At 64.1% G+C, this 25496-nt stretch carries 22 protein-coding genes and 1 pseudogene; 11 read left to right on the top strand and 12 right to left on the bottom strand.

Going from position 1 to position 25496, the window contains the following annotated elements; genetic code table 11:
* Window positions 1-353: 353 nt before the first annotated feature.
* Entirely contained in the window at window positions 354-2786 is a 2433-nt protein-coding gene (locus OKW39_RS28285) for a WD40 repeat domain-containing protein (protein ID WP_429564134.1), read from the top strand.
* A gap of 156 nt (window positions 2787-2942) precedes the next feature.
* Window positions 2943-3145, top strand: a pseudogene (locus OKW39_RS28280) (NUDIX hydrolase); the annotation flags it as partial.
* A gap of 75 nt (window positions 3146-3220) precedes the next feature.
* On the opposite strand, the gene OKW39_RS28275 reads toward OKW39_RS28280, so the two are convergent.
* Genes OKW39_RS28275 through OKW39_RS28265 form a run of 3 tightly spaced genes read right to left on the bottom strand, consistent with a single transcriptional unit; the run spans window position 3221 to window position 4017 of the window.
* Entirely contained in the window at window positions 3221-3496 is a 276-nt protein-coding gene (locus OKW39_RS28275) for a hypothetical protein (RefSeq protein WP_262420048.1), read from the bottom strand.
* Between the two features lie 39 nt (window positions 3497-3535).
* Window positions 3536-3745 (bottom strand): hypothetical protein, encoded by a 210-nt coding sequence (locus tag OKW39_RS28270; protein ID WP_090811076.1) that lies wholly within the window; start codon window positions 3743-3745, stop codon window positions 3536-3538.
* 26 nt (window positions 3746-3771) lie between these two features.
* Window positions 3772-4017, bottom strand: coding sequence for a hypothetical protein (locus OKW39_RS28265; RefSeq protein WP_090811078.1), 246 nt, complete (start codon window positions 4015-4017; stop codon window positions 3772-3774).
* Window positions 4018-4327: 310 nt separating this feature from the next.
* Between OKW39_RS28265 and OKW39_RS28260 the strand changes: the two genes are divergently transcribed.
* From OKW39_RS28260 to OKW39_RS28250, 3 genes are all read left to right on the top strand, one after another.
* Window positions 4328-4645: a hypothetical protein gene (locus OKW39_RS28260; RefSeq protein WP_090811080.1), complete on the top strand. Its 318-nt coding sequence runs from the start codon at window positions 4328-4330 to the stop codon at window positions 4643-4645.
* A 255-nt stretch (window positions 4646-4900) separates the two neighbouring features.
* A complete protein-coding gene (locus OKW39_RS28255; RefSeq protein WP_090811081.1) occupies window positions 4901-6526 on the top strand; it encodes a response regulator in 1626 nt (541 codons plus the stop codon).
* The gene (locus tag OKW39_RS28250) at window positions 6523-7155 is read left to right on the top strand and encodes a response regulator (RefSeq protein ID WP_090811083.1); all 633 of its coding nucleotides are present in this window, start codon (window positions 6523-6525) and stop codon (window positions 7153-7155) included. The genes OKW39_RS28255 and OKW39_RS28250 overlap by 4 nt, the downstream gene beginning before the upstream one ends.
* Before the next feature lie 39 nt (window positions 7156-7194).
* Here the strand turns inward: OKW39_RS28250 and OKW39_RS28245 are convergent, their stop codons facing one another.
* From OKW39_RS28245 to OKW39_RS28205, 9 genes are all read right to left on the bottom strand, one after another.
* Window positions 7195-10026 (bottom strand): ATP-binding protein, encoded by a 2832-nt coding sequence (locus OKW39_RS28245; protein ID WP_429564133.1) that lies wholly within the window; start codon window positions 10024-10026, stop codon window positions 7195-7197.
* Window positions 10023-11156, bottom strand: coding sequence for a substrate-binding domain-containing protein (locus OKW39_RS28240; RefSeq protein WP_429359996.1), 1134 nt, complete (start codon window positions 11154-11156; stop codon window positions 10023-10025). The genes OKW39_RS28245 and OKW39_RS28240 overlap by 4 nt, the downstream gene beginning before the upstream one ends.
* A 385-nt stretch (window positions 11157-11541) precedes the next feature.
* Window positions 11542-12870 carry an NAD(P)/FAD-dependent oxidoreductase gene (locus tag OKW39_RS28235; protein ID WP_090811088.1) on the bottom strand — a complete coding sequence of 443 codons (1329 nt, stop codon included), beginning with the start codon at window positions 12868-12870 and terminating at the stop codon, window positions 11542-11544.
* Window positions 12871-12922: 52 nt separating this feature from the next.
* On the bottom strand, window positions 12923-13267 hold the full coding sequence (locus OKW39_RS28230; protein WP_018422376.1) for a cupin domain-containing protein: 345 nt from the start codon (window positions 13265-13267) through the stop codon (window positions 12923-12925).
* Window positions 13264-14256: a M14 family metallopeptidase gene (locus OKW39_RS28225; RefSeq protein WP_429564132.1), complete on the bottom strand. Its 993-nt coding sequence runs from the start codon at window positions 14254-14256 to the stop codon at window positions 13264-13266. Before OKW39_RS28225 ends, OKW39_RS28230 begins: the two co-directional genes overlap by 4 nt.
* Window positions 14257-14258: 2 nt before the next feature.
* Window positions 14259-15737 carry an NAD-dependent succinate-semialdehyde dehydrogenase gene (locus OKW39_RS28220; RefSeq protein ID WP_429564131.1) on the bottom strand — a complete coding sequence of 493 codons (1479 nt, stop codon included), beginning with the start codon at window positions 15735-15737 and terminating at the stop codon, window positions 14259-14261.
* Window positions 15738-15820: 83 nt separating this feature from the next.
* Entirely contained in the window at window positions 15821-16909 is a 1089-nt protein-coding gene (locus OKW39_RS28215) for a tartrate dehydrogenase (RefSeq protein WP_429359988.1), read from the bottom strand.
* Between the two features lie 94 nt (window positions 16910-17003).
* Entirely contained in the window at window positions 17004-17927 is a 924-nt protein-coding gene (locus tag OKW39_RS28210; RefSeq protein ID WP_429564130.1) for a 2-hydroxyacid dehydrogenase, read from the bottom strand.
* Window positions 17928-17933: 6 nt separating this feature from the next.
* Window positions 17934-18818 (bottom strand): GNAT family N-acetyltransferase, encoded by an 885-nt coding sequence (locus OKW39_RS28205; protein ID WP_429564129.1) that lies wholly within the window; start codon window positions 18816-18818, stop codon window positions 17934-17936.
* Window positions 18819-19135: 317 nt separating this feature from the next.
* Here OKW39_RS28205 and OKW39_RS28200 point away from each other — a divergent pair, with 317 nt between their 5' ends.
* The 6 genes from OKW39_RS28200 to OKW39_RS28175 all read left to right on the top strand — a co-directional run bounded on the left by OKW39_RS28200 (window position 19136) and on the right by OKW39_RS28175 (window position 25489).
* Window positions 19136-19750 carry a cupin domain-containing protein gene (locus tag OKW39_RS28200; protein ID WP_090811100.1) on the top strand — a complete coding sequence of 205 codons (615 nt, stop codon included), beginning with the start codon at window positions 19136-19138 and terminating at the stop codon, window positions 19748-19750.
* A gap of 459 nt (window positions 19751-20209) precedes the next feature.
* Window positions 20210-21703, top strand: coding sequence for an aldehyde dehydrogenase family protein (locus OKW39_RS28195; protein WP_090811878.1), 1494 nt, complete (start codon window positions 20210-20212; stop codon window positions 21701-21703).
* A gap of 106 nt (window positions 21704-21809) precedes the next feature.
* Window positions 21810-22478, top strand: coding sequence for a haloacid dehalogenase type II (locus tag OKW39_RS28190; protein WP_184044635.1), 669 nt, complete (start codon window positions 21810-21812; stop codon window positions 22476-22478).
* A gap of 81 nt (window positions 22479-22559) precedes the next feature.
* Window positions 22560-23837, top strand: coding sequence for an NAD(P)/FAD-dependent oxidoreductase (locus tag OKW39_RS28185; RefSeq protein ID WP_429332755.1), 1278 nt, complete (start codon window positions 22560-22562; stop codon window positions 23835-23837).
* Between the two features lie 77 nt (window positions 23838-23914).
* Complete coding sequence (locus OKW39_RS28180; RefSeq protein WP_090811104.1) at window positions 23915-24718, top strand: ABC transporter substrate-binding protein; 804 nt, start codon at window positions 23915-23917, stop codon at window positions 24716-24718.
* Between the two features lie 114 nt (window positions 24719-24832).
* Complete coding sequence (locus OKW39_RS28175; RefSeq protein ID WP_018422365.1) at window positions 24833-25489, top strand: amino acid ABC transporter permease; 657 nt, start codon at window positions 24833-24835, stop codon at window positions 25487-25489.
* Window positions 25490-25496 lie beyond the last annotated feature (7 nt).

Raw genomic sequence — 25496 nt, 5'->3', positions numbered from 1 at the left:
GCGGAACGAGCACCCAAGGAAGACGCTGGATTACGAAACACCGGCTGAACGATTTCATCGAACTATTGCATCGACCGGTTGAATCCGCCCCCCTGTCAGCGGACACTGGTGCGCACTGATGTGCTGTTTCCTGGAATCGAGTGCGTGGTGTGGCGTGAGACGATGCGACCGGGAGCCCCCAGACGTCTGGGCGACGGTGCGGGCCAGCGATTTCTTTGCGAATTGGACATGTGCGAATTGCTTTCGGCTGGGCGCGGACGACCTTTCCTATCGATGGACTTGCTGCGGGCGCAACGAGGTGGCACGCGCGGAGCGCGAGTCGCAGTTGCAACAAATCGTTGAGGATCAAGCCCATGTCAACGAAGAGCGGGCACGGACAGGGCGCGCAGCGACGCATCCAGGTACTGATTGGCGCAATCGTATTCATTCTAGTTGTGACTGCCGGGTGGATCATTCACCAGACTCGGACGGTCGCACGCCAGACTTCCCTGGCGTTGGCGTCGGCCGCGACAACGGCGAACGACGCGGGAAATTATGACCGCGCAATGCGCTTCGCGATGCTGGCGATGGGCAACGGTTGGCTCTCGCCGGGATCGGCAAAAGCAGAGCTTGAGCTTATGCGTGGCGCGCAAGCATCAGTGCAGATTGCGTTGCTCGGCGGCGATCAGAATGCGGTTGATTCCGCCGTCTTCAGCCCGGACGGTAAGCGGGTGGTGACCGCGTCCTGGGATGGGACAGCGCGGGTGTGGGACCTGGCCACCGGTAAACAGATTGCGCAGCTCATTGGCCATCAGAATCTGGTCTATTCTGCCGCCTTCAGCCCGGACGGCCAGCGGGTGGTGACTGCGTCCGCGGACAGGACCGCGCGGGTATGGGACGCGGCTACGGGCAAACAGATTGCGCAGCTCAGCGGGCATCAGGATCTGGTTTATTCCGCCGCCTTCAGCCCGCACGGCCGGCGCGTGGTGACTGCGTCCGCGGACAGGACCGCGCGGGTGTGGGACGCGGCTACGGGCAAACAGATTGCGCAGCTCAGCGGGCATCTGAAACCGGTTTTCTCCGCCGCCTTCAGCCCGGACGGCCGGCGCGTGGTGACCGCGTCCGCGGACAGGACAGCGCGGGTGTGGAATGCGGCGACCGGGCACGTGATCGCACAGCTCACCGGGCATCGGGAACCGGTAAGCTCCGCGGTCTTCAGCCCGGACGGCCGGCGCGTGGTGACCGCGTCCGATGACAAGACCGCACGGGTGTGGGATGCGTCGACCGGCCAGGTCATCGCGCAGCTCAGAGGGCATCGTGGACCGGTTTTCTCCGCCGCCTTCAGCCCGGACGGCCAGCGCGTGGCGACAGCGTCCGATGACAACACCGCGCGGGTGTGGAACGCGGCGACCGGCCAGGCGATCGTGCAGCTCACTGGGCATCGCGGACCGGTGAGCGCCGCCGCCTTCAGCCCGGACGGCCAGCGCGTGGTGACCGTGTCCGATGACAAGACCGCGCGGGTGTGGGATGTGGCGACCGGCCAGGTGATCGTGCAGCTCACCGGACACGAGGGGCCGGTGAATTCCGCCGCCTTCAGCCCGGACGGTCAGCGGGTGGTGACTGCGTCCCGTGATAGGACCGCGCGCGCATGGGACGCGGCGATGGGCATCTTGCTGCTCAGAGGGCATCAAGGGTCAGTTATTTCCGCCGCCTTCAGCCCGGACGGCCAGCGGGTGGTGACCGCGTCCCGTGATCGGACCGCGCGGGTGTGGGACGCGGCCACCGGCAAACAGATCGCGCAGCTCAGCGGGCACCAGGATCTGGTTTATTCCGCCGCCTTCAGCCCGGACGGTCGGCGCGCGGTGACCGCGTCCGCGGATGGGACCGCGCGGGTGTGGGACGCGGCCACCGGCAAACAGATCTTGCTCCTCAGCGGTCATCAGGGCCCGGTTGATTCCGCCGCCTTCAGCCCGGACCGCCAGCGGTTGGTGACCGTGTCGTGGGATGGGACCGCGCGGGTGTGGGACGCGGCCACCGGCAAACAGATCTTGCTCCTCAGCGGTCATCAGGGCCCGGTTGATTCCGTCGCCTACAGCCCGGACGGCCAGCGGGTGGTGACCGCGTCCCGGGACGGGACCGCGCGGGTGTGGGACGCGAGCACGGGCAAACAGATCGCGCAGCTCAGCGGGCACCAGGATCTGGTTTATTCCGCCGCCTTCAGCCCGGACGGTCGGCGCGCGGTGACCGCGTCCGCGGATAGGACCGCGCGGGTGTGGGACGCGGCCACCGGCAAACAGATCGCCCAGCTCGGTGGGCATGAGGGACCGGTTTTCTCTGCCGCCTTCAGCCCGGACGGCCAGCGCGTGGTGACCGCGTCCGCGGACGGGACCGCGCGGGTGTGGGACGCGGCGACCGGCGAGGTGATCGCGAAGCTCACCGGACATCAGGGACCGGTTTTCTCCGCCGCCTTCAGCCCGGACGGCCAGCGCGTGGTGACCGCGTCCGCGGACGGGACCGCGCGGGTGTGGGACGCGGCGACCGGCGAGGTGATCGCGAAGCTCACCGGACATCAGGGACCGGTTTTCTCCGCCACCTTCAGCCCGGACGGCCAGCGGGTGGTAACTGCGTCCGCGGATCAGACCGCGCGGGTGTGGCCTATCCGATGGCTCATGCAGAAGCGAGGTCAGAGCCTGGCTAAAGCCGTGTGTAGGGAAAGGCTCGTGGGAGCAAACCTGCTCACAACCGATGATGAAGCTGCCCTTTCTCTCGTACGCGGGCGCCGGGGCGAAAACGTATGTGGATCGTAACTCGCCGACCGGTCGGAGCGAGCTGCAACGATACGTTTGGCCAGCGCGACCAATTGCTTTCCAATCTTCCTGACTAGCTCTCACAGGTCCATCGCCTACTCGTAGGTCCGCTCATCCGGCGTTCATTGCGTTGCATCGACCGGTTGAATCCGCCCAATCTACGTCGGTCAGTCGCTGTTGCTGCTGAAGTCGTCGTACCGCGCCGAATGGGGGTTTCCGGGCGGCAGTATCCGGGACCCGAACTGCGGCTCGATAATCGCGAGATCGTCGCCGCGCATCTGGCGTCGCCGGAGCAATTGCCTGGCTTCGCCGTGACAGGCGCGGTCGCTGCGTATCTCGGCAGGGATGTCCGCGGCTAGTCGAGCCGTTTTTCTTGCATGACCGTTCGAGTCCGCGTGACGCTGCGCGAGGCGCGGGCCTTCCAGGCATCAGGGTTACAGCCCCACGGTTTTTAACGCTTCCTGATTCGCCAGCATGGCATCGATAAGAGCGCGAGCCTTGCGATCGACGCACGTGAGAGCAACACTTTCCGACTCGTAGGTAACGACATCGGCTAAGTCACCGGTGACGTGCTGTTTTCGTGTTCTTCTACGCAACGACCACGTGACGCGATATGTCAGCGCGATTCCAACGGACAAACGGGCCGTCCGCGGCTCCATGTGCGCTTCGATGACGAATCCGCGATAACGCCCGACAATGTGATGTTTCATTGATTGACTTCACCGTCTTTCGCCTTCATCGCTCGCCTCTCAATGCACGACGCCAAAGAACAAAATTGCGCCTTCGGCCGGCGTCAGGCCCGCCTTGAAGTAGCCTTCGAGCCGGTCGGCTGTCGCTTCATCGAGCGTGAAGGGCGGATGGACGTAGCCTACGGCGAATGCATGGTCGTACCAGTCGTTGAGCCAAGCGCGCAGCTCTATCACGTCCTGCGGCAGTGTGTTCGAAGCATCGTCGTGCATGTGCGTTTCCCCGGCTGGCTGAACGTTCAGGCCGCCATGCGGCCTATCCCCATTTCCGGACGGCGCTGGCCCGGCGGAAACACGTGCCATGCGCCGTCGGCATGGCGAAAGAAGAAGAGTGAAAACGCCCCGGTCGGCAGATCGATTTGAATGCAAACCCGGCATGTTTCACCCGAGCGCGAGCGGTTCAGCAGACGCACGCGCGCCCCTCGGCCCCCCGTCGGGCCAACGAGTTTTTCGACCTGAGAACGCAGCGATCTGTTGCCCGCCATGATTTTCCCCGCGATGCACGATGATTCGATGCTATGGCGATCGGTGCGTGCGTCCAATCGGCGCCGGCCGGAATGTCGTTTCAGGAATCACTGGTTTCAGCCGTCAGGACTTCCTGAACCGGAGCAGCATGTAGAACGGCATTTAAGGGTCCTTGCCCATCTGCGGGGGCTTTCGCCATGAATGACACTAAGGATTTCCTGACACGCGAATCAGGAAGTCACACCCTGATTTTCCAGCCTGCGCTGAATGCGACACACTTTCTGCTCGTAGATGATGAGCCATCGAAATGCAATGTCGAATTGATGCAACATGATCGGCTATCTATCGGAACGGGAAAACGTCATCGAGCAAATCGACGTGATATGTCTGCGACTGTTCGACACCTGGTGCGAGACGCGCAGCGTGACATCGCTTGCGTATTTGATGCACTGCTGGCCGCTGATAGACAGCACGACCAACGCGCTCAGGCGCCTGGGCGAAACCATGCGCGAGTTGCGGCGCAATCACGCGGACCAGATCGACGAGTATGATTTTCGCGCGCTGTGCGAGGTGGCCGACCTCATCGACGAACTGACCTTGCCGCGCACGGTCCGACTGATCGCGGTGGCGGCCGAGGTGCCGCACTAGCGAACGGCAACGCCGGCCAGGCGCGCAACTGCTTACAGGCACGCATGCGGCGGCTGTGAGGCCACGGGGCGCGCCGTTTCATCGGACGTTTGAAACCCGGAGCGGGCGTGATGGACCAGGCGCCGGCATCGAGTGCAGAATAGGACAAGTACAACGGCGGCACTCGCGGGGATATATGGCGCTCGACATTTTCGACGCATGGTGGAGCGGAATCCTGCAACCCGCTGAGCGGTATCTCGAAGGGAACACCGCATCATGAGCCATCTCGCCGCTCCGGTCGCGTATACGGGCACGATTCTGATCGTCGACGATACGCCGGGGAATCTCGGCGTGGTTGTCGACAGTCTCGAGGCGCGCGGCATTCGCGTGCTGGTGGCGCTCGACGGTATCGAAGCGTTGGAGCGCGCAGCCTTCTCGCAGCCCGATGTGATCCTGCTCGACGTGAAGATGCCGGGCATCGACGGCTTCGAGACCTGTCGGCGCCTCAAGCGCGATGAGCGCACGCGCGATATCGCCGTCATATTCATGACCTCGCTGATGGACAACGAGGACCGCGTCGAAGGCTTTCTGGTGGGCGGTGTCGATTATGTGACCAAGCCATTGCGCGTCGATGAGATGGTCGCGCGCGTTGGCGTGCACGTCGAGCTGCGGGTGATGCACAAGCAGGTTCTCGCGCAGAACCGGCAACTGCTGGCGGAAGTCGCCGTGCGCAAGGAAACGGAGGCCGCGCTATCGCAAGCGCGCGACGATCTGGAGCGACGTGTCGCATTGCGCACCGAAGAGCTGGCGCGCGCCAACGCCAACTTGCGGGCGCAGATCGACGAGCGGCGGCGCGCGGACGCGCGCCTGCAGGCAAGCGAGGCTCGCTTTCGCGCGATTGTCGAAACGAGTCCCGTGCCGCTATGCATCACCTCGATGCCGGATGGGCACATCCTGTACACGAACCCGCCGCTGCGCGAACTCTTCGGCATGGACGAAGGCTTGTCCGCCAATATCGCGGATTTCTACGCCGAGCGGGGCGAGCGCGAGCGTCTGATCGAACATCTGCGGACCAAGGGTGGCTTGCGCAACACGGAGATACAGTTCCGGCGCCAGGACGGTACCCGGTTCTGGGCGATGGCGACGGCGCGCGCCGCGACTTACGACGATTCTCCCGCGATCTATGTGGGCCTGAATGACATTACGGGGCGCAAGCAGATGGAACAGGAACTCGTCGAATCGCGCGAGCAGCAGCGCGAACTGTCCGCGTACATGGAGGCGATTCGCGAGGAGGAGAGAAAGCGCATTGCGATGGAAATTCACGACGAGCTGGGGCAATTGCTGACCGCGCTCAAGATGGACGTGTCTCTGCTCAAAATGCGCATCGCGCACGACGCGGAAGCGACAAAAAAAGCCGACGATATGCGCCAACTGGTCGAAGGCACGATCTCGATGGTGCGCAATGTCGCGAGCCACCTGCGGCCCGCGGCGCTTAACTTCGGCATCGTGTCTGCGCTCGAATGGCTTGTCGACGAGTTCAACCGCCGCAATGCGATTGCGTGTGAATTGCGCATCGAAGGCGGCGAACCCGCGCTGTCCGACGCCCATGCGACGGCCCTGTTCCGCATTGCCCAGGCTTCGCTGACAAACGTCGCGCGTCATGCCGCCGCCACACGTGTCGAGGTGACGCTTGTTTCGACGGCTTCACAGCTCTTGCTGCAGGTGCGTGACGACGGATGCGGCTTCGATCAGCAAGTGGTGAGTCGCAACTATTCATATGGCCTGCTCGGCATGAACGAGCGCGCGCGGCTGATCGGCGGATCGCTTTCGATCGACAGCTCGCCGGGCGCGGGCACCATGGTTTCGATTCATATTCCGCTCGATGGCGGAGCTCGAACATGATCAGGATACTCATTGCGGACGATCATGCGATAGTCCGTGGCGGACTCAGACAGATCATCGCGACCACGAGCGATATCGTCGTTGCGGCGGAAGCGGCGCAAGGAGCGGAAGTGATCGACAAGCTGCGCTCGTGCGCGCTCGATCTTCTATTGCTCGACATGACGATGCCCGGCATCAGCGGCGTCGCTCTGATCCGCAGGGTACGGGCGGAACATCCTTCGTTGCCGGTGCTGGTGCTGAGCATTCACGACGAGGCTCAGGTCGCGTCGCGCGCGCTGCGCGCGGGAGCAACGGGATATCTGACCAAGGACAGTGACCCGGAGGTGCTGCTCGCGGCAATCCGCAAGCTCGCGGACGGCGGCCGTTTCATCGATCCGAAGCTCGTCGATGCGATGGTGTTCGATACACAGCGCGGCGACGTCCCGCCGCATGAAGTACTGTCGGACCGCGAATTCCAGGTCCTGCAGATGCTCGCGGCAGGCAGGAGCATCAATGAAATTGCCCAGGCATGTGCCCTCAGCGCGAAAACGATCAGCACACACAAGATGCGGTTGATGCAGAAACTCGGGCTTTCCAACAACGCTGAGGTGATCCGGTACGCGATCCGGCACGGAATGATCGTCGAGTAGAAAACGAAGGATGATGCGGTGCAGGTTCTGAGGCGCGAATCACCGCGGTAGCCTCCTTTCCAGATATTGCTCGACGAAGCTGAGGATCGCCTTGGACCGGTAAGCCTTCGCCAACCGGCAAAGGTGGTCCGCGAAGGGTCGATAGCGCTCGTCGAGCTCGCTCAAGTGTCGGGCGTGTTGCACGATGGCACGCATGTCGCCGAGTCGCGCCAGGTAGTGCAGCGTTTCGATCTCCCCCTGCGGCGGTGCCATCAAGGGCGCGGTAAAAGGAGCGGCAGCGGGTACAGCCGTGTGGTCCGCGCCAGTGACTTGCGCCTTGCTCGCTTCGTCGATCCACTCGACATTCATGAGCGACGCGACATGGGACAATAGCCGGCCGAATTCGATCGGTTTGGCAAGAAAAGCGTTTGCGCCGGCCGCGAGACTGTGCGCCGCATCGGTCCCCGAGGCACTTGCGGAGACTGCGACGATGGGCAGATCCCGGAACTCGGGCATCTGGCGCAGGCAACGCGTGGCTTCGAGCCCGTCCATCCCGGGCATGACCACATCCATCAGGACCAGCGCAGGATGCAGGGTGCGGGTTTTCTCCAGAGCTTCGGATCCATTGCCAGCCTCCGCCATGTCGAATCCGAGCGGCCTCAGCATATCGACCATCACGGCACGGTTCTCCGCCACGTCATCCGCGACCAGGATAGCCTTGCGCGGCCCCTTGTAGCCGCTCACGATCCGTCCGGACGCGGCGACAGCCGCCGGGGGCGCCACCACCTGGACATCCAGTTCGATCGAGAAGACGCTGCCAATATCGCGGCGACTCTCGATATGGATCTCGCCGCCCATCAGGCGTACGAGTTGCCGGCTGATGGCGAGCCCGAGCCCCGTGCCGCCAAAGCGATGCCGGTCGTCGCTCACTTGCTCGAAAGGCCTGAAGATTTCCTCCAGGCGCCCTTCATCTATCCCAATGCCGGTGTCCTGCACTTTGAAACATAGTCGCGCGGGCGGCGTAAAAGCGACGCTCAGATGCACGCTCCCCTGCTCGGTAAATCTGATCGCATTGGAAAGCAGGTTGAGCAGCGCCTGACGCAGCCGTATTTCGTCCACCCGGACAGCCGCGGGTAGATCGGGCGGCATGTCGCAATCGAAGGCCAGTCCCTTTTCCGTTGCCTTGACCCGCATCGTCTCGGCGACAAAGCAGACGAACTGTTCGAGCGGAACGTCGGAAAGATTGAGTTCCATTCTTCCAGCTTCGATCTTGGCTATATCCAGGATGTCGTCGATGAGCGTCAGCAGGTGTTCGCCGCTGCGCTGGATGACCGCGAGTCCGTCGATCTGTTGTTGATCGAGAGTCGTGTCGCGTGTGAGGATCTGAGCGTAACCAAGAATCGCGTTCAGCGGCGTACGCAGTTCGTGGCTCATGTGCGCGAGAAAATTGCTTTTTGCCTGGTTGGCCGTATCTGCATGTTCCTTGGCCACGGCGAGTTCCGCTGTCCGTTCGCGGATCATGTCTTCGAGGTGCTCGCGATAGCGCCGCAATTCCGCTTCGGCATGCTTGTGCTCCGTGATGTCGCGTGAGATGCCGAGCAGGAACTGCGGCACGCCGCGCACATCGGCGATCGGGATCTTCATCGTGTGCACCAGACGCACGCCATGTCGCGTATGAACCGGCTCTTCCTGTATGTCGATCATGTGATGCGACTCCAGCACGGCCCGATCCTTGAGCGCGAAGAATTCAGCCTCCTCCGCGGGAAACAGATCGTGGACGGACCGGCCGAGGAGCTCCTCGCGCCGGTAGCCGAGAAGTTGCTCCGCCGCCTTGTTGCAGCGCACGAAGCGCAAGGTCGCGGCCTCCTTGACGAAGATCGCGTCCGGGATGTTTTCGACGATGCTGTTAAGAAAGTTCTCGCTTTCCCGGACGGCATCTTCGGCGTGCTGACGTTCGGCGATCTCGGCCGCCTGACCCGCAAGCGCCGTACTGAGTTCGGCCGTGCGCTGTGCGACGCGCGCCTCGAGTCCGGCGTTGAGCTCCTTCAACGCATCCTCGGCCTGGCGGCGCCGGCGCCGGTCTTCAAGGAACTGCTCGACTGCGCGCGCCATATCGGCAATCTCGTCGCCGCCGTGCACGGGGACTCCGGCTTGCGTGCGTCCGGCATCGCCGTGCCGCAGAAAGTGACTGACGCGGCGCAGGCGCGCCACGACATGGCGCCCGAGGAATTCGCGGGCGATTAGCCAGGTGAGCAGCAGGCTCACCGCGACTCCACCCGCTACCCATTTGCGTGTGCGATCTGCGCGAACGGCCAGATCCTGGACTGCTTCGCGGTAGTCGCGCGTCAAAAAATCGGACTGCCGTTGCGCCGCGACGGCCAGAGCCTCGGCCGCGCCGCGCAGGTCCTTGTCCAGGCTGGTCAGCGACACGCCCGGCCGCTGCCCATCCGCCGGCGCACCCCGGGGGCCGAGCGCGGTCTCGCGCACCTGCGCCTCGATGTTGGCGATGTTGCGAAAGCGTTGGCTCGACCGGTAAAGCGTCAGCGCGTCGACCCCTGGGTCGTCGCTTGCGCTCGCGGAGGCCAGGCGGTCAACCAGGCGGTCGAACGATGCCAGCTGTTCGAGCACATGCCGATGGGTCTCGCGCACGGCATCGATCGTATCGTCGCGAGACAACTGCAATGCGAGGCGTTCAATGGTCAGCGTGTGCTGTACCAGATCCTGCGCGTCCGCGAGGCGCGTGAGCCGCTCTTCGGCCAGCTGACGGATCGATTGGGCCGAACCGGTCAACGAGTAAATCGTCGTGGCTCCGACGACGACCACCAGCGCGGCCAGGCACGAAACAACGAGCGCAAATTGAGCGGTGAGCGATTGTGGGAAAGGCAGTTTCACGGTCGTTGCCAGATCTGACGATAAATGTCGCGATAGCCGTTGTCAGGGTCGTAGAGTAGACGATCGCCGCCGTCCGCGGCGACGTTGTCCGCCGTCACGAGATGCACCGGCGTCACGTAACCCGTGACGCCGACGCCCGCGAAAAGTCGGTTCATTTCGTCGACCAGTTGCCAGCCGTGCAGATTCAGGGGTTCGGCCACGGTGCCGGTCTGGAACGTGCCGGTGCGGATGCGCAGGAAGGCGGACTCGCTGCCGTCGCCAGCCGACAGCATGATCATTGCAGCGTTCGGCATTCCCGCCTGAGTCAACACCGGGGCGGCGTAGTCGAAGTAGATGTCGTTGATCGCCAGCGCACAGTTCCAGCGCGGGCCGTAACGCGCGAGCAGGGCGCGGGTCGTCCCCGGCACCAGTTCCCGGCTGCGCGAAATCGCCACGTCGCGCACTTCAAGCAGGGTACAGCCACTGCACGCGCGAACGACGGCAGCCATTTCATCCGCCTTGCCTTGCGCAATTCGGAAATTGGAATCGGTGAAGATGACGACGCCCGCATGCCCGCCGGACTGCACGATGGCCGCCAGCGCGGTCACACGCGCGACCTCGAGCGGATCCGTCGACACGTTCATCGCCACGGGCGTGCCGGGCACCGGTCCGGCCCGGGCCGCGACATGCCAGCCGACGATCGGGATGTTGTTCTCGGCAAACGGCCGCAGTGCGGGGAGCAGCGCGCGTGCGTCGCCCCCGGCGAGGATCAGACCGTCGGGGTGGCTTGCCAGCGCATTCGCGAGCATCTTCAGACGCAGGTCGGCCGCACCCGCGGAATCGAAGATCCTCACGTGCCAGCCGATCACCTTGGCCGCCTCCAGCACACCATCGACCACACCGAGGATGCCGCCGTTGCGCAAATCCTCGGCGACGACCGCGATGTGTTTTCCAGATTGCGCGGGTGGCCCCTTGCGTGGCCCGTTCCAGGGTGCAGCGGGACGCGAAGCGGCGTCGACCACTCGCCTGGCCAGGGCCAGGAAGTCCGTCGCGGCGAGCGGGGCTCCGGGCGCAGGGCCTGGCAATAAATCCTGCGCGGCGGCGGCCGACAGCACACACGCGCAAGCCAACGCCAGAAGGAAGCCCTTCATGCTGTTCCCCCCATGGGCTCCGTCGAGGTCGATTGGGGTTGCCCAAAGCCGCTCGCGGATGACCTTTTTAGCAGGATATTACAAGCCGATTCCCGCGTGTCATCGGTCATGCGCTGGCGCAGATTGGATCACGCGTGGTCGGCACTCAACTGCAATGGTCTGATGGTCAGTGTTTGCCACGATTGCGCGATCAATCGTTCATCGATCGCAAGCCTTAGAGTTTCTCGACTGCAAGCAGGTACGACAGCATGACGACTGGCAGTGTCGTTTGGCACGGAAGCCGCTTCGCCTTATCCGGGGTTGAGGAATGGCGGTGAAACGGTCGAAACTGCATCTTCCCGCGATCGGGCTGGGAACATGAGATTTCGCGGGGCGACGTCAGGCGTTACATCATCTCGGGTTTCGCCAGCCGGGTGCCATCGCTAAAGCGCGTCAATCGATATGGCTGCGTCTCGATCCCAGTCGCGTCGTCCGTCACGATGCGGCTAACCAGCATGCCGGCTCCCGGTCCCAGCCCGAATCCATGACCGCTGAACCCCGAAGCGATCACAAGGCCCGGGTTGCTCTCCACGCGTGACATCACCGGCACCAGATCGGGCATCGTGTCGATCGCGCCAGCCCACGCATGAGCGATACGCAATCCCGACAGTTCGGGAAAGACCGTCGCAACGTTTTGCAGTGCACGGGTCGGCCACTCGGCATCGGGCGCAGGATTGAGAACCCGCGTCACCTCGAACGGAGAGATGTCGTCGTGGCGCCAGTCCGCACTTCCTTCGGGGCCGCCGAAGAAAGGTTGCGCGATCCGGAATTTAAGCTTCTTGTTGAGTTTGCTGCGGAACATCTGGCGAAACTTGACCGCGTGCCGCAGGTTCTGTGGCGCGATCTCCATGCGTCCATAGCCTGGCACCGCGATCGTGTAGCCGCCGTCCAGCCGCCGCCGCATCGCGAAGTTCGGGCCGGAGAAGCACCCGTCTATCACGGCCGGCGCTTCCGCCGTGCGCAGCGCGGTGCCGATCACATTGACCGCCGGCAGATCGATCCCATGGTGCCGGCAGAACAGGGCGCTCCACGCGCCGCCGGCCAGCACGACGCTGCTCGCGCCAATCCGGCCGCGCTCGGTCCATACGCCGGAGATTCGACCCGCGCTGCTATCGAGTCCGCGAACCGCACAGGTCTGATGCACGCGCGCGCCGAGTCGTTGCGCGCCTCTTGCGATGGCGGGCGCTGCTCGCGACGGCTCCGCGCGTCCATCGGAATGCGACCACACGCCACCCGCCCACTTTGCCCGACTATGCGGAACGCGCGCGGCCAGTTCTCGAGCCGACAGCAGCTGACTGTCGAAGCCGAGCGCGCGCGCCTTGCCGAGCCATGCTTCCCACTGGGCGACATCGGCAGACTGCTCGCTTGCGTACAGAATGCCGCTGCGCCGAAAACCGATGTCCTCGCCGAGTTCGTCGCTCAACTCGCCCCAACGCTTCAGGCTCTGCATCGCGAGCGGCAACTCGTAAAGGTCGCGGTTCTGCTGACGCACCCAACCCCAGTTGCGCCCCGACTGCTCCGCGCCAATGATGCCTTTTTCGAGCAGCACGACCGATACGCCGCGCCGTGCCAACTCGTAAGCGGTGCTGACGCCGATAATGCCGCCGCCGATCACGGCTACGTCGCAGCGATCGGGGAACCCCTCGCTATTCGGGACTTCGTCGATTCTTAGCATGTTTGAGCAACCATGATTGACATGAGCAGCCGGATACCGGGTGCGTACGCTGTCAGAAGATCACATAGATCTTCCGCAGCGTTTCATCGATGTTCCAGAGTCCTTCCGTGTTGGCTTGGAAAAATAGCGTGTCGCCGGCGGCGAAGCGGACCGTGTCTTCTCCGTCGGGCGTGAAGGTGCCGCTGCCCTTGATGAAATGCATCACCTCCGCCTGCTTGACGGAGCGCCGATAGGTGCCGGGCGAGCACTCGAACACGCCGGTATCGATTGCTTCGTGACCGGGAATGACGTACTGGCGTCCCGATACGCGCGACGGTTCGGTACCGGGCAGGCCCGCGGTTCCCCAATCCTCTAGTGCGGAGACTTCCGCGGCTTGCCTGATCTGCTGAACTTTCATTGCGCTGTTTCCTGTTGTCGTGAGCGGAGGTCGATACGTCGTTCGATCCGGCCTAGCCGGACCACGGTGACACCGGCGCGCAACTGGCGCAGCGAGGGCATCACCAGCATGCAGTCATCGTACGGAGTCGAGACCGGCTGACCGTCGGACCATGCGATCACGGTGCCGGCCTTGTCGAACGTCTCGAGGCCGGTGTAAGGACCCGCGAAACGGAAATCCATGCTCTTTGCGACGACCGGTTCGGTCACGCGCACGATGCGCATTTCGTCGGGCAATGGCGCGATCCAGCCGGGCGGCAGGTCGGCTGCGTCGACGATGCCCGACAGCAACAGAAAGCGCGCGGTGCAGTCGCGCGCAACCGTCACCGCGTTGGCTTCCCAGTGCTGGCCGCATTCGATCAACAGGGCATTCTTCGGACTCGTGTCGTCGCCGAAACCCTCGTAGTCGCGCATCCGGCGGCCTTCGGGATGGCCTTCGTCCTGAATCACGGTGGCGGGCGTGCCGAGCCGCTCGGCCAGTTCGGCCCCCTTGTGCAGCGGCCCCGCGACGATCAGCGGCGCGCTTTTTTCATGCATCGAATGCAGGTCGAGCAGCAGATCCACCGTGTCGATCACCGGCCGCATCGCGCGCGCACGATCGAGTTCCGACGAGCGGGTCGCCAGATCGTCGAGCTTCGCGGCGGTCCAGACGCGGTTGAAGTCCTGATCGACGAAACGCGCTTTGTCTGGTGTCGCGGGATCGAACCGCGCATACGCGGCGACGTTCGCGAACGACAGCGTGAGCTTGCCGCGGCGCGGGCGCAGGCCGCTGCGCAACAACGCGTCGACGGTGATCGCGCCGCACACTTCGTTGCCATGCGTGAGCGCATTGATCATCACGTGCGGCCCGGCTTGGCCGGAGTCGAACGAGTGCACGTATGCAATGCCGGTATTGCCGTCGGCGTGCGCCGAGAGGTCCGGAAATTTGACTTCGATAGGATAGGCTTCCATGTTTACTCCAGACCTCCCTGACACAGATACTTGATCGACAGATAGTCATCGAGACCATACTTCGATCCTTCGCGACCGTAGCCGGATTCCTTCACACCGCCGAACGGCGCCGCTTCTGAAGCGAGCGCGCCTTCGTTGATGCCGACGATGCCAGCTTCCAGCGCGCGCGAGACACGCTCGATACGGCGCATGTTCTCGCTGTAGAAGTACGAGGCGAGCCCGAACGGCGTGTCGTTGGCGGCCTGCACCGCTTCCTGCTCGCTGTCGAATGGGAACAGCGGCACGAGCGGGCCGAAGGTTTCCTCGCCGCACAACACCATCGACGACGTGGCGTTACCCAGCACCGTGGGCGCGTAGTAGTGCGGTCCCAGCTCGGTGAGCCGTCGTCCGCCCGTCAACACGAGCGCGCCGTTCTCGAGCGCGTCCTCGACATGACGAGCGATCTTGTCCACAGCGCGCTCATTGATCATGGGCCCGATCTGCGAGGCGGGGTCGCTGGCGGGTCCGACCCGCAGTTCGGCCACTTTCGCGCACAGCAGCGCGGAGAAACGTTCGTATACGCCGCGTTGCACGAAGACGCGGTTCGGACACACGCAGGTCTGCCCGCCATTGCGGAATTTCGCGGCCAGCAGGCCATTGACCGCGGCATCGAGGTCGGCGTCGTCGAATACGATGAACGGCGCATTGCCGCCGAGTTCCAGCGAGAGCTTCTTCAGCGTGCCCGCCGATTCGCGCGCGAGATGCTTGCCGACGGGTGTCGATCCGGTGAACGTGATCTTGCGGACACGGCTGTCGGCGAGCCAGTCGCCGACCGTCTCGGCCGCCGCCGCACGCGACGCCGAGATCAGGTTGAGCACGCCGTTCGGCACGCCCGCCTCGTGCGCCAGCATCACCAGTGCGATCGCGGTGAGCGGCGTGTCTTCCGCGGGTTTCGCGACCACCGTGCAGCCCGCCGCGAGCGCGGGTGCGATCTTGCGCGCGATCATCGCAAGCGGAAAATTCCAGGGCGTGATGGCCGCGACGACCCCGATCGGTTCCTTGACCGCGCTCATCCGTTTGCCGCGCTGCTGCTGCGGAATCAGGTCGCCGTAGATGCGGGTGGCTTCGTCGGCGAACCACGCGACGTACGACGCGCCATAGTTCACCTCGGCGCGTCCTTCGGCGAGCGGCTTGCCTTGTTCGAGTGAGATCAACGCACCGAGTGCGTCGCGATTCGCGACGATCAACGCGTGCCAGCGGTGCAGTACCGCCGCGCGTTCGCTGGCCAGTCTCGCGCGCCACGCGGGCAGCGCTTTAGCGGCGGCGTCCGTGGCCGCTCGCGCGTCGCTGGGGCCGCTGTCGGCAACTTCCGCGATCAGCTTGCCGGTCGCCGGATCGGTGACCGCGAAACGCCGACCGCTCGCGGCGGCGACCCACTCGCCGTTGATGAAGTTCTCCGTGCGGATCAGCGCGCGGGCCTGTTGTTCGAGATTCGTGCTCATATGAGGTCTCCGTGCCGGTTGGCATGCGACGGCAGAGCGCCCGACGCGCGCCGGGCAGCCAGTGCTGCCTGCTCTGTGAGTGATCAGGACGGGTTGGCGACCTGAGCCGCGATCGCCGCGCCGACCTCCGTGGTCGATGCGCTGCCGCCCAGGTCGCCCGTGCGCGGGCCTTCCTTCAGCACCCGCGTGATCGCGGCGACGATGGTGTCGTGCGCATCGCGCTCGACACCCGCGCCGTGGCCGAGAAAGTCGAGCATCATCGCGGCCGACCAGATCATCGCGACCGGATTGGCAATGCCCTTGCCGGCGATGTCGGGCGCCGAGCCATGCACCGGCTCGAACAGCGACGGAAAGCGCCGATCGGGATTCAGGTTGCCCGACGGCGCGATGCCGATCGTCCCCGTGCACGCCGGCCCGAGATCGGAAAGGATGTCGCCGAACAGGTTCGATGCGACCACCACGTCGAAGCGATCCGGGTTCAGCACGAAGCGCGCGCACAGGATGTCGATGTGCTGACGGTCCATCTTCACATCCGGGTAGCGGGCGGCCATTTCATCGGCGCGGGCGTCCCACCACGGCATGCTGATCGCGATACCGTTGCTCTTCGTTGCAACCGTGAGTTTCTTCGCTCGACGCTGTGCAAGGTCGAACGCGAACTTCATCACGCGCTCGGTGCCGTGGCGCGTGAAGATCGACTGCTGCATCACGACTTCGCGCTCGGTGCCCTCGAACATCGTGCCGCCCACCGACGAATACTCGCCTTCGGTGTTTTCGCGCACGATCATGAAGTCGATATCGCCCGGCTTGCGGTTAGCGAGCGGGCAGGGCACGCCTTCGAACAGCCGTGCGGGGCGCAGGTTCACGTACTGGTCGAATTCGCGGCGGAACTTCAGGAGCGAGCCCCACAGCGAAATATGGTCGGGCACCTTGTCGGGCCAGCCGACCGCGCCGAACAGAATCGCATCGCAGTCCTGCAGTTGCGCCTTCCAGTTCTCGGGCATCATCTGGCCGTGTTGCGCGTAGTAGTCGCACGACGCCCATTCGATATGGCGGTAGTCGATGCCGATGTCGAAGCGTTTGCATGCGGCGTCCAGCACGCGTAGGCCTTCGGGCATCACTTCGGTGCCGATGCCGTCGCCGGGAATCACGGCAATGCGGTATTTGCGGGTCATACATCTCTCTCCTTGCCGTGATCGCGCGCCGTCTGCCGACGCCGCGCGGATGGCGAAATGGGGTTGCGTTCGGGGTTCGGGCCGCGCATGGGTATCAGTAGCCGCGCGTCCGGTCGATCAAGCCGTTCATCCGCTCGCCGCTGCGATAGCGGCGCAGGTTTTCCAGTACCGCATCGACGGCCGGTTCGGGCCGCGTCGCGCTCGCGATATGCGGCGTGATGCGCACGCGCGGTTGCGCCCACAGCGGATGGTCGGCGGGCAACGGCTCCGGGTCGGTGACATCGAGCACCGCGCTGTGAATCTGCCCGCGTTGCAGCGCGTCGAGCAGATCGGCGCCGACGAGTTGCGGTCCGCGGCCGACGTGAACCAGCGACGCGCCTCGCGGCAGGATGTCGAATACCCGCCGGCAGAGCAGGCCGCGCGTGGCGTCCGTGAGCGGCAGCAAACAGATCAGGATGTCGGCACGGGCAAGCAACTCGTCGAGCCCGGCCTCGCCCGCATAGCAGTCGATCCCTTCGAGCTCATGCTTCGAGCGGCTCCAGCCCGCGCAGGCGAAGCCGAACAGCCGCAAACGCTCCAGTACCGCGCGGCCAAGCATGCCGAGGCCGAGCACGCCGATTCGACGCGACGCGGCGGCGCGCAACGGCATCGGCTGCCAGACGCGCGCCCGCTGCTGCAACCCGTAATCGAACAGATCGCGGTGAATCGCCAGCACCGCCTCGGTGACATATTCGACCATGCCTTCGACGATGCCCGGCTCGAGCATTCGCACCACCGGCAGATGCGCCGGAATCTGCGACAGATCCAGTTGATCGACTCCCGCGCCGACCGAAAACACCACTTCGAGATTCGGCAGCGTGAGCGCGAGGTCTCCCGGTTGCCACGCGACCAGATAGCGCACGGCCGTGGGATCGCCGATGTCCGGCCACACCCGGAACGGCACGTCGGGCGCCAGCTGCGCGAAGCGCTCGGCCCATAGCGCTCCACGCACCGGATCGGCCTTGTAGAGGACGGTCATCGGCGCTTACGCCATCGCCTGATTGATGATGCCGAACGCGCGCCAACCCGGGTCGGGGGCCACCTCGCGCAAGTCGGCGGGCGCGTTGCGCACCATCTTTTCGACCGAGTCGACGCGCGGCATGCCGACATGGGTCAACCAGTCGTTGATGCCGGCGTCGTCCGGCACGTCGATCCGCACGAAGTCGCCGGCGTGCTGCGCGAGCCAGTACGAAATCAGTGCGCGGGCACGCAGATCGTCGGACCCATGCTGCGCGACCACCGGTCCAACCGAGTAGCCGCGTCCGAACGGACGGAACAGCGATAAACCGACCACTTCGCCGTCACGTTCGAGAACCACGGCTTGCGCGAACTCGAGCAGCGCCGGTATCGTCGCGCTGCGGTCGAAGCCGCTCGCGCGCGACGCGAGTTCGATGAGCTTCGGCGTGTCGTCCGGCCTCGCGGCACGCAACTGTTCGCCGGCCGGCGGCGCGACAGCGGCCACGCTGCCGAGCGCGCCCTGATGCTGGGTGAGTCCGCCGCAGCTGACGAAGCCGAGCTTTTCGTAAAGCGGCTTGCCCGCGACCGTTGCGTGCAGGAAGGTCACGCGGTTGCCCAGTTCTTCGAGCACCAGTTCCATCAGCTTGCGGCCAATGCCGCGGCCCTGTTCGTCCGGCGAGACGATCACGAGGCCGAGCGTGCCGCGGTCCGCGCCGAATTTCCAGCAGAGCGCGGTGCCGATCACGGCGCCATTGTCCTCGGCGACGAAGCCGGTGCCGGCGTCGTACATGAAGCGCCAGTCATCGGCGCGGTGCGGCCAGCGCACCGCAACCGAGAGGCCGTGCGCGGCGGCGATGTCATCGGAAGTGAAGCGGCGATAGGTCAGTGATTTCTTCACGGTTGATTCGGACACTGCAAACTCCTGCTGGCGGCATGATCAGCCTAGACTGTGGCATTCCCGGTGCCTGCTTCATAGGACGATCTTTTTGTTATTCGGGCCGGTGTGTGCTCGGGTCTGCTTCACGGCGGCAGCGACGCGCAACGCAATCGCACAGGTATTTTTGGCGTTCACCCCGCGGGTGCTATATTCAATATAATGCTGAAAATTGAACGGGCGTTCATTGTAACGAAGCGGCTGGCGCCTCATCGGATGCGACCGTGCGCGCCCAGCACAACAACCGCACCGGCGGCACATGGGCAGCCGGCCGCAGCGTCATCAACGGGAGACACATGCAGCGAACCGAGCTCAGCAAGAAGCGCACGGCCGACCCCGGTCCCGGCGACGTCGGCGCTCGTCTGCGCGCGCTGCGCGTCGCGCAGGGTCTGTCGATCAACGAACTGGCGATGCGCGCGGGCGTGTCGGTCGGCACCGTCAGTCAGGTCGAGCGCAACAAGGCCAATCCGTCGGTGCGTATTCTCGAGCGCCTGCGCCTGGCGTTGGAGGTTCCGCTGACCGCGCTGCTCGAAGAAGACGACGCGGTCTCGGACCCGATCACCGGCGATTTCGTGCGCAAGGCGGCCGAGCGGCCGCTGTTCGAAGTCGGCAAGAACGGCATGCAGAAAGAATTGCTGTCGCCGCATGGCGATCACGATTTGCAGATGATGATCATCATGCTGCCGGCCGGCTCCGGTTCCGAAGAGGTGCTGGTGGGCATCGGCGAGAAGGCGGGCCTGGTGCTGGAAGGCACGGTCGTGCTGAATGTCGGCGACCGGCGCTCCGAACTGCGCGCGGGAGACAGCTTCCAGTTCAAGAGCACGGTGCCGCATAGCGTGCGTAACGAAAGCAGGAAGACTGCTCGTTTGCTGTGGATCATGAACACGCAGCCGCCCGTCATTCATCTTTGATCTGTTTGTTGTACCGGAGCCGCATGTCGTGTGGCAAGCGGCGCTGTCTTCCCTCTCTTTTCCTCGCTCGCTCTGACGCGGCGCGTCCGGTTCGCACGGACGGCGGCTGACGTCAACGCCTTTCTCTCATTCACTTTTCGGTTTTGCGTTGCACGACGGAACGGGCGCGTCGCGTCGCCTCGCTCGTGCGCGCCCCAGCCGTGCGGGCTTGCGGCCCGTGCCCACCAGTGCGGCGGTGTGCTCTCCGAGGCACGCAATGTATTGCAGCGCACAACGAACTTTTCACACAGTTTATTTTTGACCACTAGTATTTCATTTCGTGTTCATTAAAATGAACTTCATCCGATGTTCGTTCATTCGGCGGTCGCGATGGCGAACAGCAGTGCCGCGTGGTGCCGCAGTCATCAGTGCGTATGCGCACGCGGCACCACACACTTGAACCTACTGATCAGGCCGGACATGTCCACTCCGTCACTCGATTTCGATCCTTCAGCCGTGCCGTTGCCGCAGGGGCATTTCATTGGCGGTGCGTACTATTCGGCGGGCGAAGCGCAGATCGCCGTTCACCGGCCGTCGGACGGCGCGCTGCTTGGCCATGTGCCGGACGCCTCGGACGCCACCGTCGATCATGCAGTCAGCAATGCGCTAGCGGCATGGAAGACGAGCGGCTGGGGCACCCGCTCTCCGCGCGAGCGCGCGAAGGTGTTGAGCCGCTGGGCCGATCTGATCGATCGCGATGCGGTGAGCCTCGCCCAACTCGAAACGGTCAGCTCGACGCGTCCGGTGACGGAAAGCTATACATCAGATGTGCCGTTCACCGCGGAGGCGATCCGCTTCTTCGCGGAGCTGGCCGACAAGCTCGGTGGCGATATCGCGGCCACGCGCCGCGACAGTCTCGGTTTTGTTGCATCGGAGCCGTACGGTGTGATCGGTGCGATTACACCGTGGAATTTTCCGCTGTCGATGTGTTCATGGAAGTGCGGTCCCGCGCTCGCGGCGGGCAACGCGGTCGTGATGAAACCGTCGGAAATGACGCCGTTCTCGACGCTGCGTCTCGCGGAACTCGCCATCGAAGCCGGCATTCCTCCGGGCATCTTCAACGTGGTGAATGGCCGTGGAGCGACGGCGGGCGCCGCGCTGACGCGTCACCCAGGCATCTCGAAGATGAGCTTCACCGGTTCGACCCGCACGGGCGCCGCGATCATGAGCGACGCCGCGATGCACGGCACCAAGCCCGTCACGCTGGAACTCGGCGGCAAGAGCCCGCAACTGGTGTTCGAACATGTGCGGGACCTCGAGCATACGGCGCGCTGTGTCGCCCGCGGCTTTACGGCCAACGGCGGCCAGGCCTGCGTGGCCGGCACGCGGCTGATCGTGCACGAGCGCATTGCCGAGCCGCTGATCGCCGCCATTCAACGGCAACTGCAGCCGATCGAGCCCGGCCCGCTGTGGGACAGCCGCACCGCTTATTCGCCGATCATCAGTGGCGCCCAGGCGCGACGCATCGAAGCGCTGATCGGGCAGAGCCGCGAGAGCGGCGCGGAAGTGATCTTCGGCGGCGGCTTTTTCGAAGGCACCGACGCAGGCTATTTCCATCGCCCGACGCTGCTCGCCAATGTGACTTCAGAGACGCCCGCCGTGCGCGAGGAACTATTCGGCCCGGTGCTGACGGTACAGACATTCGCCGACGAGGAAGAGGGCATCGCGCTCGCCGCGCATCCGATCTACGGTCTCGCGGCGGGGGTCCATAGCAGCGACATCGGTCAGGCGCTGCGGGCGATGCGCCGCATCGCCGCGGGCACCATCTGGATCAACCGTTACGGCCGCAGCGGCGACATGATCATTCCGACGGGCGGCTTCGGCCAGTCCGGTATCGGCAAGGATCTCGGCCGCGAAGCGATGGTGGCGAGCATGCGGCACAAGAGTGTGCTGATCGATTTCGAAACGCTGTGAAACACGGCTTTACACCTGATATACGCAAGCATCAACCGCACTGATTCAACCCGAAACTGAACCCCGAGCCTGCAACCAGGTTCGCCACGACGACAGGATGTTGACCATGATCGATTTCGAGCCGAAGTACATCACTTTCGACTGCTATGGCACGCTGACCAACTTCCAGATGGGCCAGACCGCGCGCGAGCTTTACGGCGACAAGCTGGACAAGGCGAAGATGGATGAGTTTGTCGAGTTCTTCCGTGGCTACCGCCTCGACGAAGTGCTGGGCGCATGGAAGCCCTATCGCGACGTGGTCGTGAACTCGGTGCGCCGCACCTGCGAACGCACCGGCGTGCCGTTCGACGAAGCGACCGCACTGAAGATCTACGAGGCCGTGCCGAGCTGGGGCCCGCACGCGGACGTGCCGGAAGGGCTGTCGCGACTGGCCTCGAAGTACAAGCTCGTGATCCTGTCGAATGCGTCGAACGACCAGATCCACAGCAACGTCGACAAGCTCGGCGCGCCGTTCCACAAGGTCTACACCGCCCAGCAGGCACAGGCGTACAAGCCGCTGCAGAAAGCCTTCGAGTACATGTTCTCGCAACTGGACTGCAATCCGGAAGACGTGCTGCATGTGTCGTCGAGCTTCCGCTATGACCTGATGACCGCGTACGACATGGGCATCAAACACAAGGCGTTCGTCAACCGCAGTCACGAGCCGCTGAACCCGTATTACGGCGTCAACGAAGTGTCGGGCATCCCGCAACTGGCATCGCTGCTCGGCCTCTGATTCGCACGTCCGGCCTTCTCACGACATCGCTTCCCGCGCGCCGCTGAAAGCGGCGCAACCAACCGACAGGAACGCATCACGATGAAGCTCGACTCCTACTGGCTCGACACTGCGCCACGCTTTACCGGCGGCGCCCAGGGTCCGCTACCGCAGCGGGTGGACGTTGCGGTGGTCGGCGGCGGCTTCACCGGGCTGTCGGCTGCGTTGGAGCTGGCCAAACGTGGCATGTCGGTGATCGTGTTCGAGGCGGGTCGACTCGCGGCGCAGGCATCGGGCCGTAACGGCGGCCATTGCAATACGGGCGTCGCGCAGGACTACGCCGCGTTGTCCGCGCGCATCGGCAGCGAACGCGCGTCCGAGTTCTACCGTGCGTATGCCGGCGCCGTCGAAACGGTGAAAACGATCATCGGGGAGGAGCAGATCGATTGCGATCTGCGCCACTCCGGGAAGATCAAACTCGCCGCGAAACCGCAGCATTTCGCGTCGCTCGCGAAGTCGTACGAGGTGTTGCGGCGCGAAGTCGATTCCGATGTCGAACTCGTGCCGCCCGAGCAGATTCGCAACGAGATCGGGTCGGACAGCTTTTTCGGCGGCCTCGTGCAACACAACGGCATGCAGATGCACATGGGCAAATTCGGCGTGGGTCTCGGCACGGCAGCCGCACGGCGTGGGGCGCAGATCTACGAGAACACGCCGGTGACGAACCTCAAGCCGCTCGGCGGCAACGCGTTCGACGTGCAGTGTCCGCTCGGGACGGTACGCGCCGAGCGCGTGCTGATTGCCACCGGTGCGTCGCAGGTCGGTCCGCTGCAATGGTTCCGGCGCCGCATCGCGCCCGTCGGCAGCTTCATCGTCGCAACCGAGCCGCTGGGCAAGGCGCGCCTCGATGCGGTGTTGCCGACGCGCCGCTCGTATGTGACGACGCTGAACATCGGCAACTATTTTCGTGCGACGCCGGACGAGCGTCTGCTGTTCGGCGGCCGCGCGCGCTTCGCGATGTCGAATCCGCGTTCGGACGAGAAAAGCGGGCGGATTCTGCGTGATGGGCTCGCACGCTATTTCCCGCAACTGGCCGACGTGCGCATCGATTATTGCTGGGGCGGCCTCGTCGACATGACGGCCGACCGGCTGCCGCGCGCAGGCCAGCATGAAGGACTGTTCTATTCAATGGGCTACAGCGGCCACGGTGTGCAGATGTCCGTGCACATGGGTCGTCTGATGGCCGACGTGATGTTCGGCGCCGCCTCGCGCAATCCGTGGCGAACGCTCGAATGGCCCGCGATTCCAGGACATTTTGGACGCGCGTGGTTTCTGCCGCTCGTCGGCGCGTATTACAGGTTGCAGGATGTACTGCATTGAATGGATCGACTGATCGCTACCGTTAGATGGTCGGGCAGCGCGTAGATTGAAAATCACTATTCCCAGAGGAAATCCCCATGTTGCGTTTCATGTTCCAGCCTGCAGCTGCCGTCCGCTTCAACACTGTGCAGCGCTTTGCCGCCGGCGCGGGCCTCGCGATGACGATGATGTTCGGCGCCGCCCACGCTGCGGAAACGGCGACGCTCACCGCCGGCTCGCCGCCGTCGAGCGCGCCGACCACGTTCATGAACGTGAAGACGCAGCAGATCGAAGGCCTGATGCCGGATGTCGTCAAGGAGATCGGCAAGCGCGAAAACTTTAACGTGTCGTACGACGCGGTGCCGTTCTCGGCGCTGATCCAGTCGGTGGTATCGGGCAAGATCGACATCATCGTTGCCGGCATGACGCCGACGCCGAAGCGCGCCGAAGTGGTCGATTTCTCGCAGCCGGTGACGGCGTTTGGCGAGGGCATCATCGTGAAGGACACGAACAAGGCGGTCTATCACTCGGTGCAGGACCTGAAGGGCATGACGGTCGGGGCGCCGACCGGTACCGACTACGGCGATCAGTTGAAGAAACTCGGCATCTTCACCGAAGTGAAGATGTACGACAGCCCCGCCGACATGACGCGCGATGTCGCGCTTGGCCGCATCGTCGCGGGCTTCAACGACTATCCGATCCTGAAGGCCCAGGAAGCAGCGGGCGCGATGGCGGGGACGCGGGTCGACGACGCGTATGTGCCGATGGAAAAGTTCGACATCGCGATCGCGGTGAAGAAGGGCAATAGCGCGCTGATGGCGAAGATCAACGACGCGCTGACGAAAATGAAGGCCGACGGCACGCTCGACGCGATCCTCAAAAAGTGGCACCTCGTGAGCTGATTGGCTTCGCGTGAAAAGAGCCGTGCCCGCGGCGATGCGGGACTCGTCCTGCCAGGTCCGTCGCGCAGCGGCGCGGCGGACTGAACGAATACGAAGAGCAATGGAAGGCACGACATGCACTGGCAAGATATAGCCGACTTTGTACCGATTTTGCTGCAAGGCGCGGTGATGAGCATCGTCATCACGCTGGGTTGTCTGGTGTTGAGCACCGTGCTCGGCCTGACCTGGGCATTGCTGAAGATGTCGCGCTATCCCCTCGTCGTACGCGGTGTGAGCACGATGATCAACGTCGTGCGCGGCCTGCCGATGATCGTGCTGCTGTTCTACATCTACTTCGTGCTGCCGGAAATCCACATCCAGGTGTCGGCGCTGCAAGCCAGCATCATTGGGCTTGGTTTCGGTTACTCGACTTACGTCGCGGAAATTTTCCGGGCGGGTATCGAGGCAGTCGATCCAGGCCAGTACGAAGCCGCGCAGTCGATCGGCATGGGCCGCGTGAAGACGATGATACGGGTGATCCTGCCGCAGGCGATCAAGGTCGCGCTGCCGCCGTACAGCAACACGCTCGTGATGATGCTGAAGGATTCATCGCTCGCGTCGACCATCACGGTCGCCGAAATGACGCGCGAAGGCCAACTGATCGCGTCGTCGACGTTTCAGAATCTGACGGTATATACGCTCGTCGCGCTCGGCTATCTCGCGATGAGCTTGCCGCTGATGAGCATGACCCGCACGCTTGAACGACGTTTCGGTCGGCACAGGGCGAGATAAGTGCGAA

This window comes from Paraburkholderia sp. MM6662-R1 (assembly GCF_050436245.1).
Taxonomy (GTDB): domain Bacteria; phylum Pseudomonadota; class Gammaproteobacteria; order Burkholderiales; family Burkholderiaceae; genus Paraburkholderia; species Paraburkholderia tuberum.
Note: the sequence above shows the minus strand (reverse complement) of the source record. Positions and strands in the feature narration are given on the sequence as shown.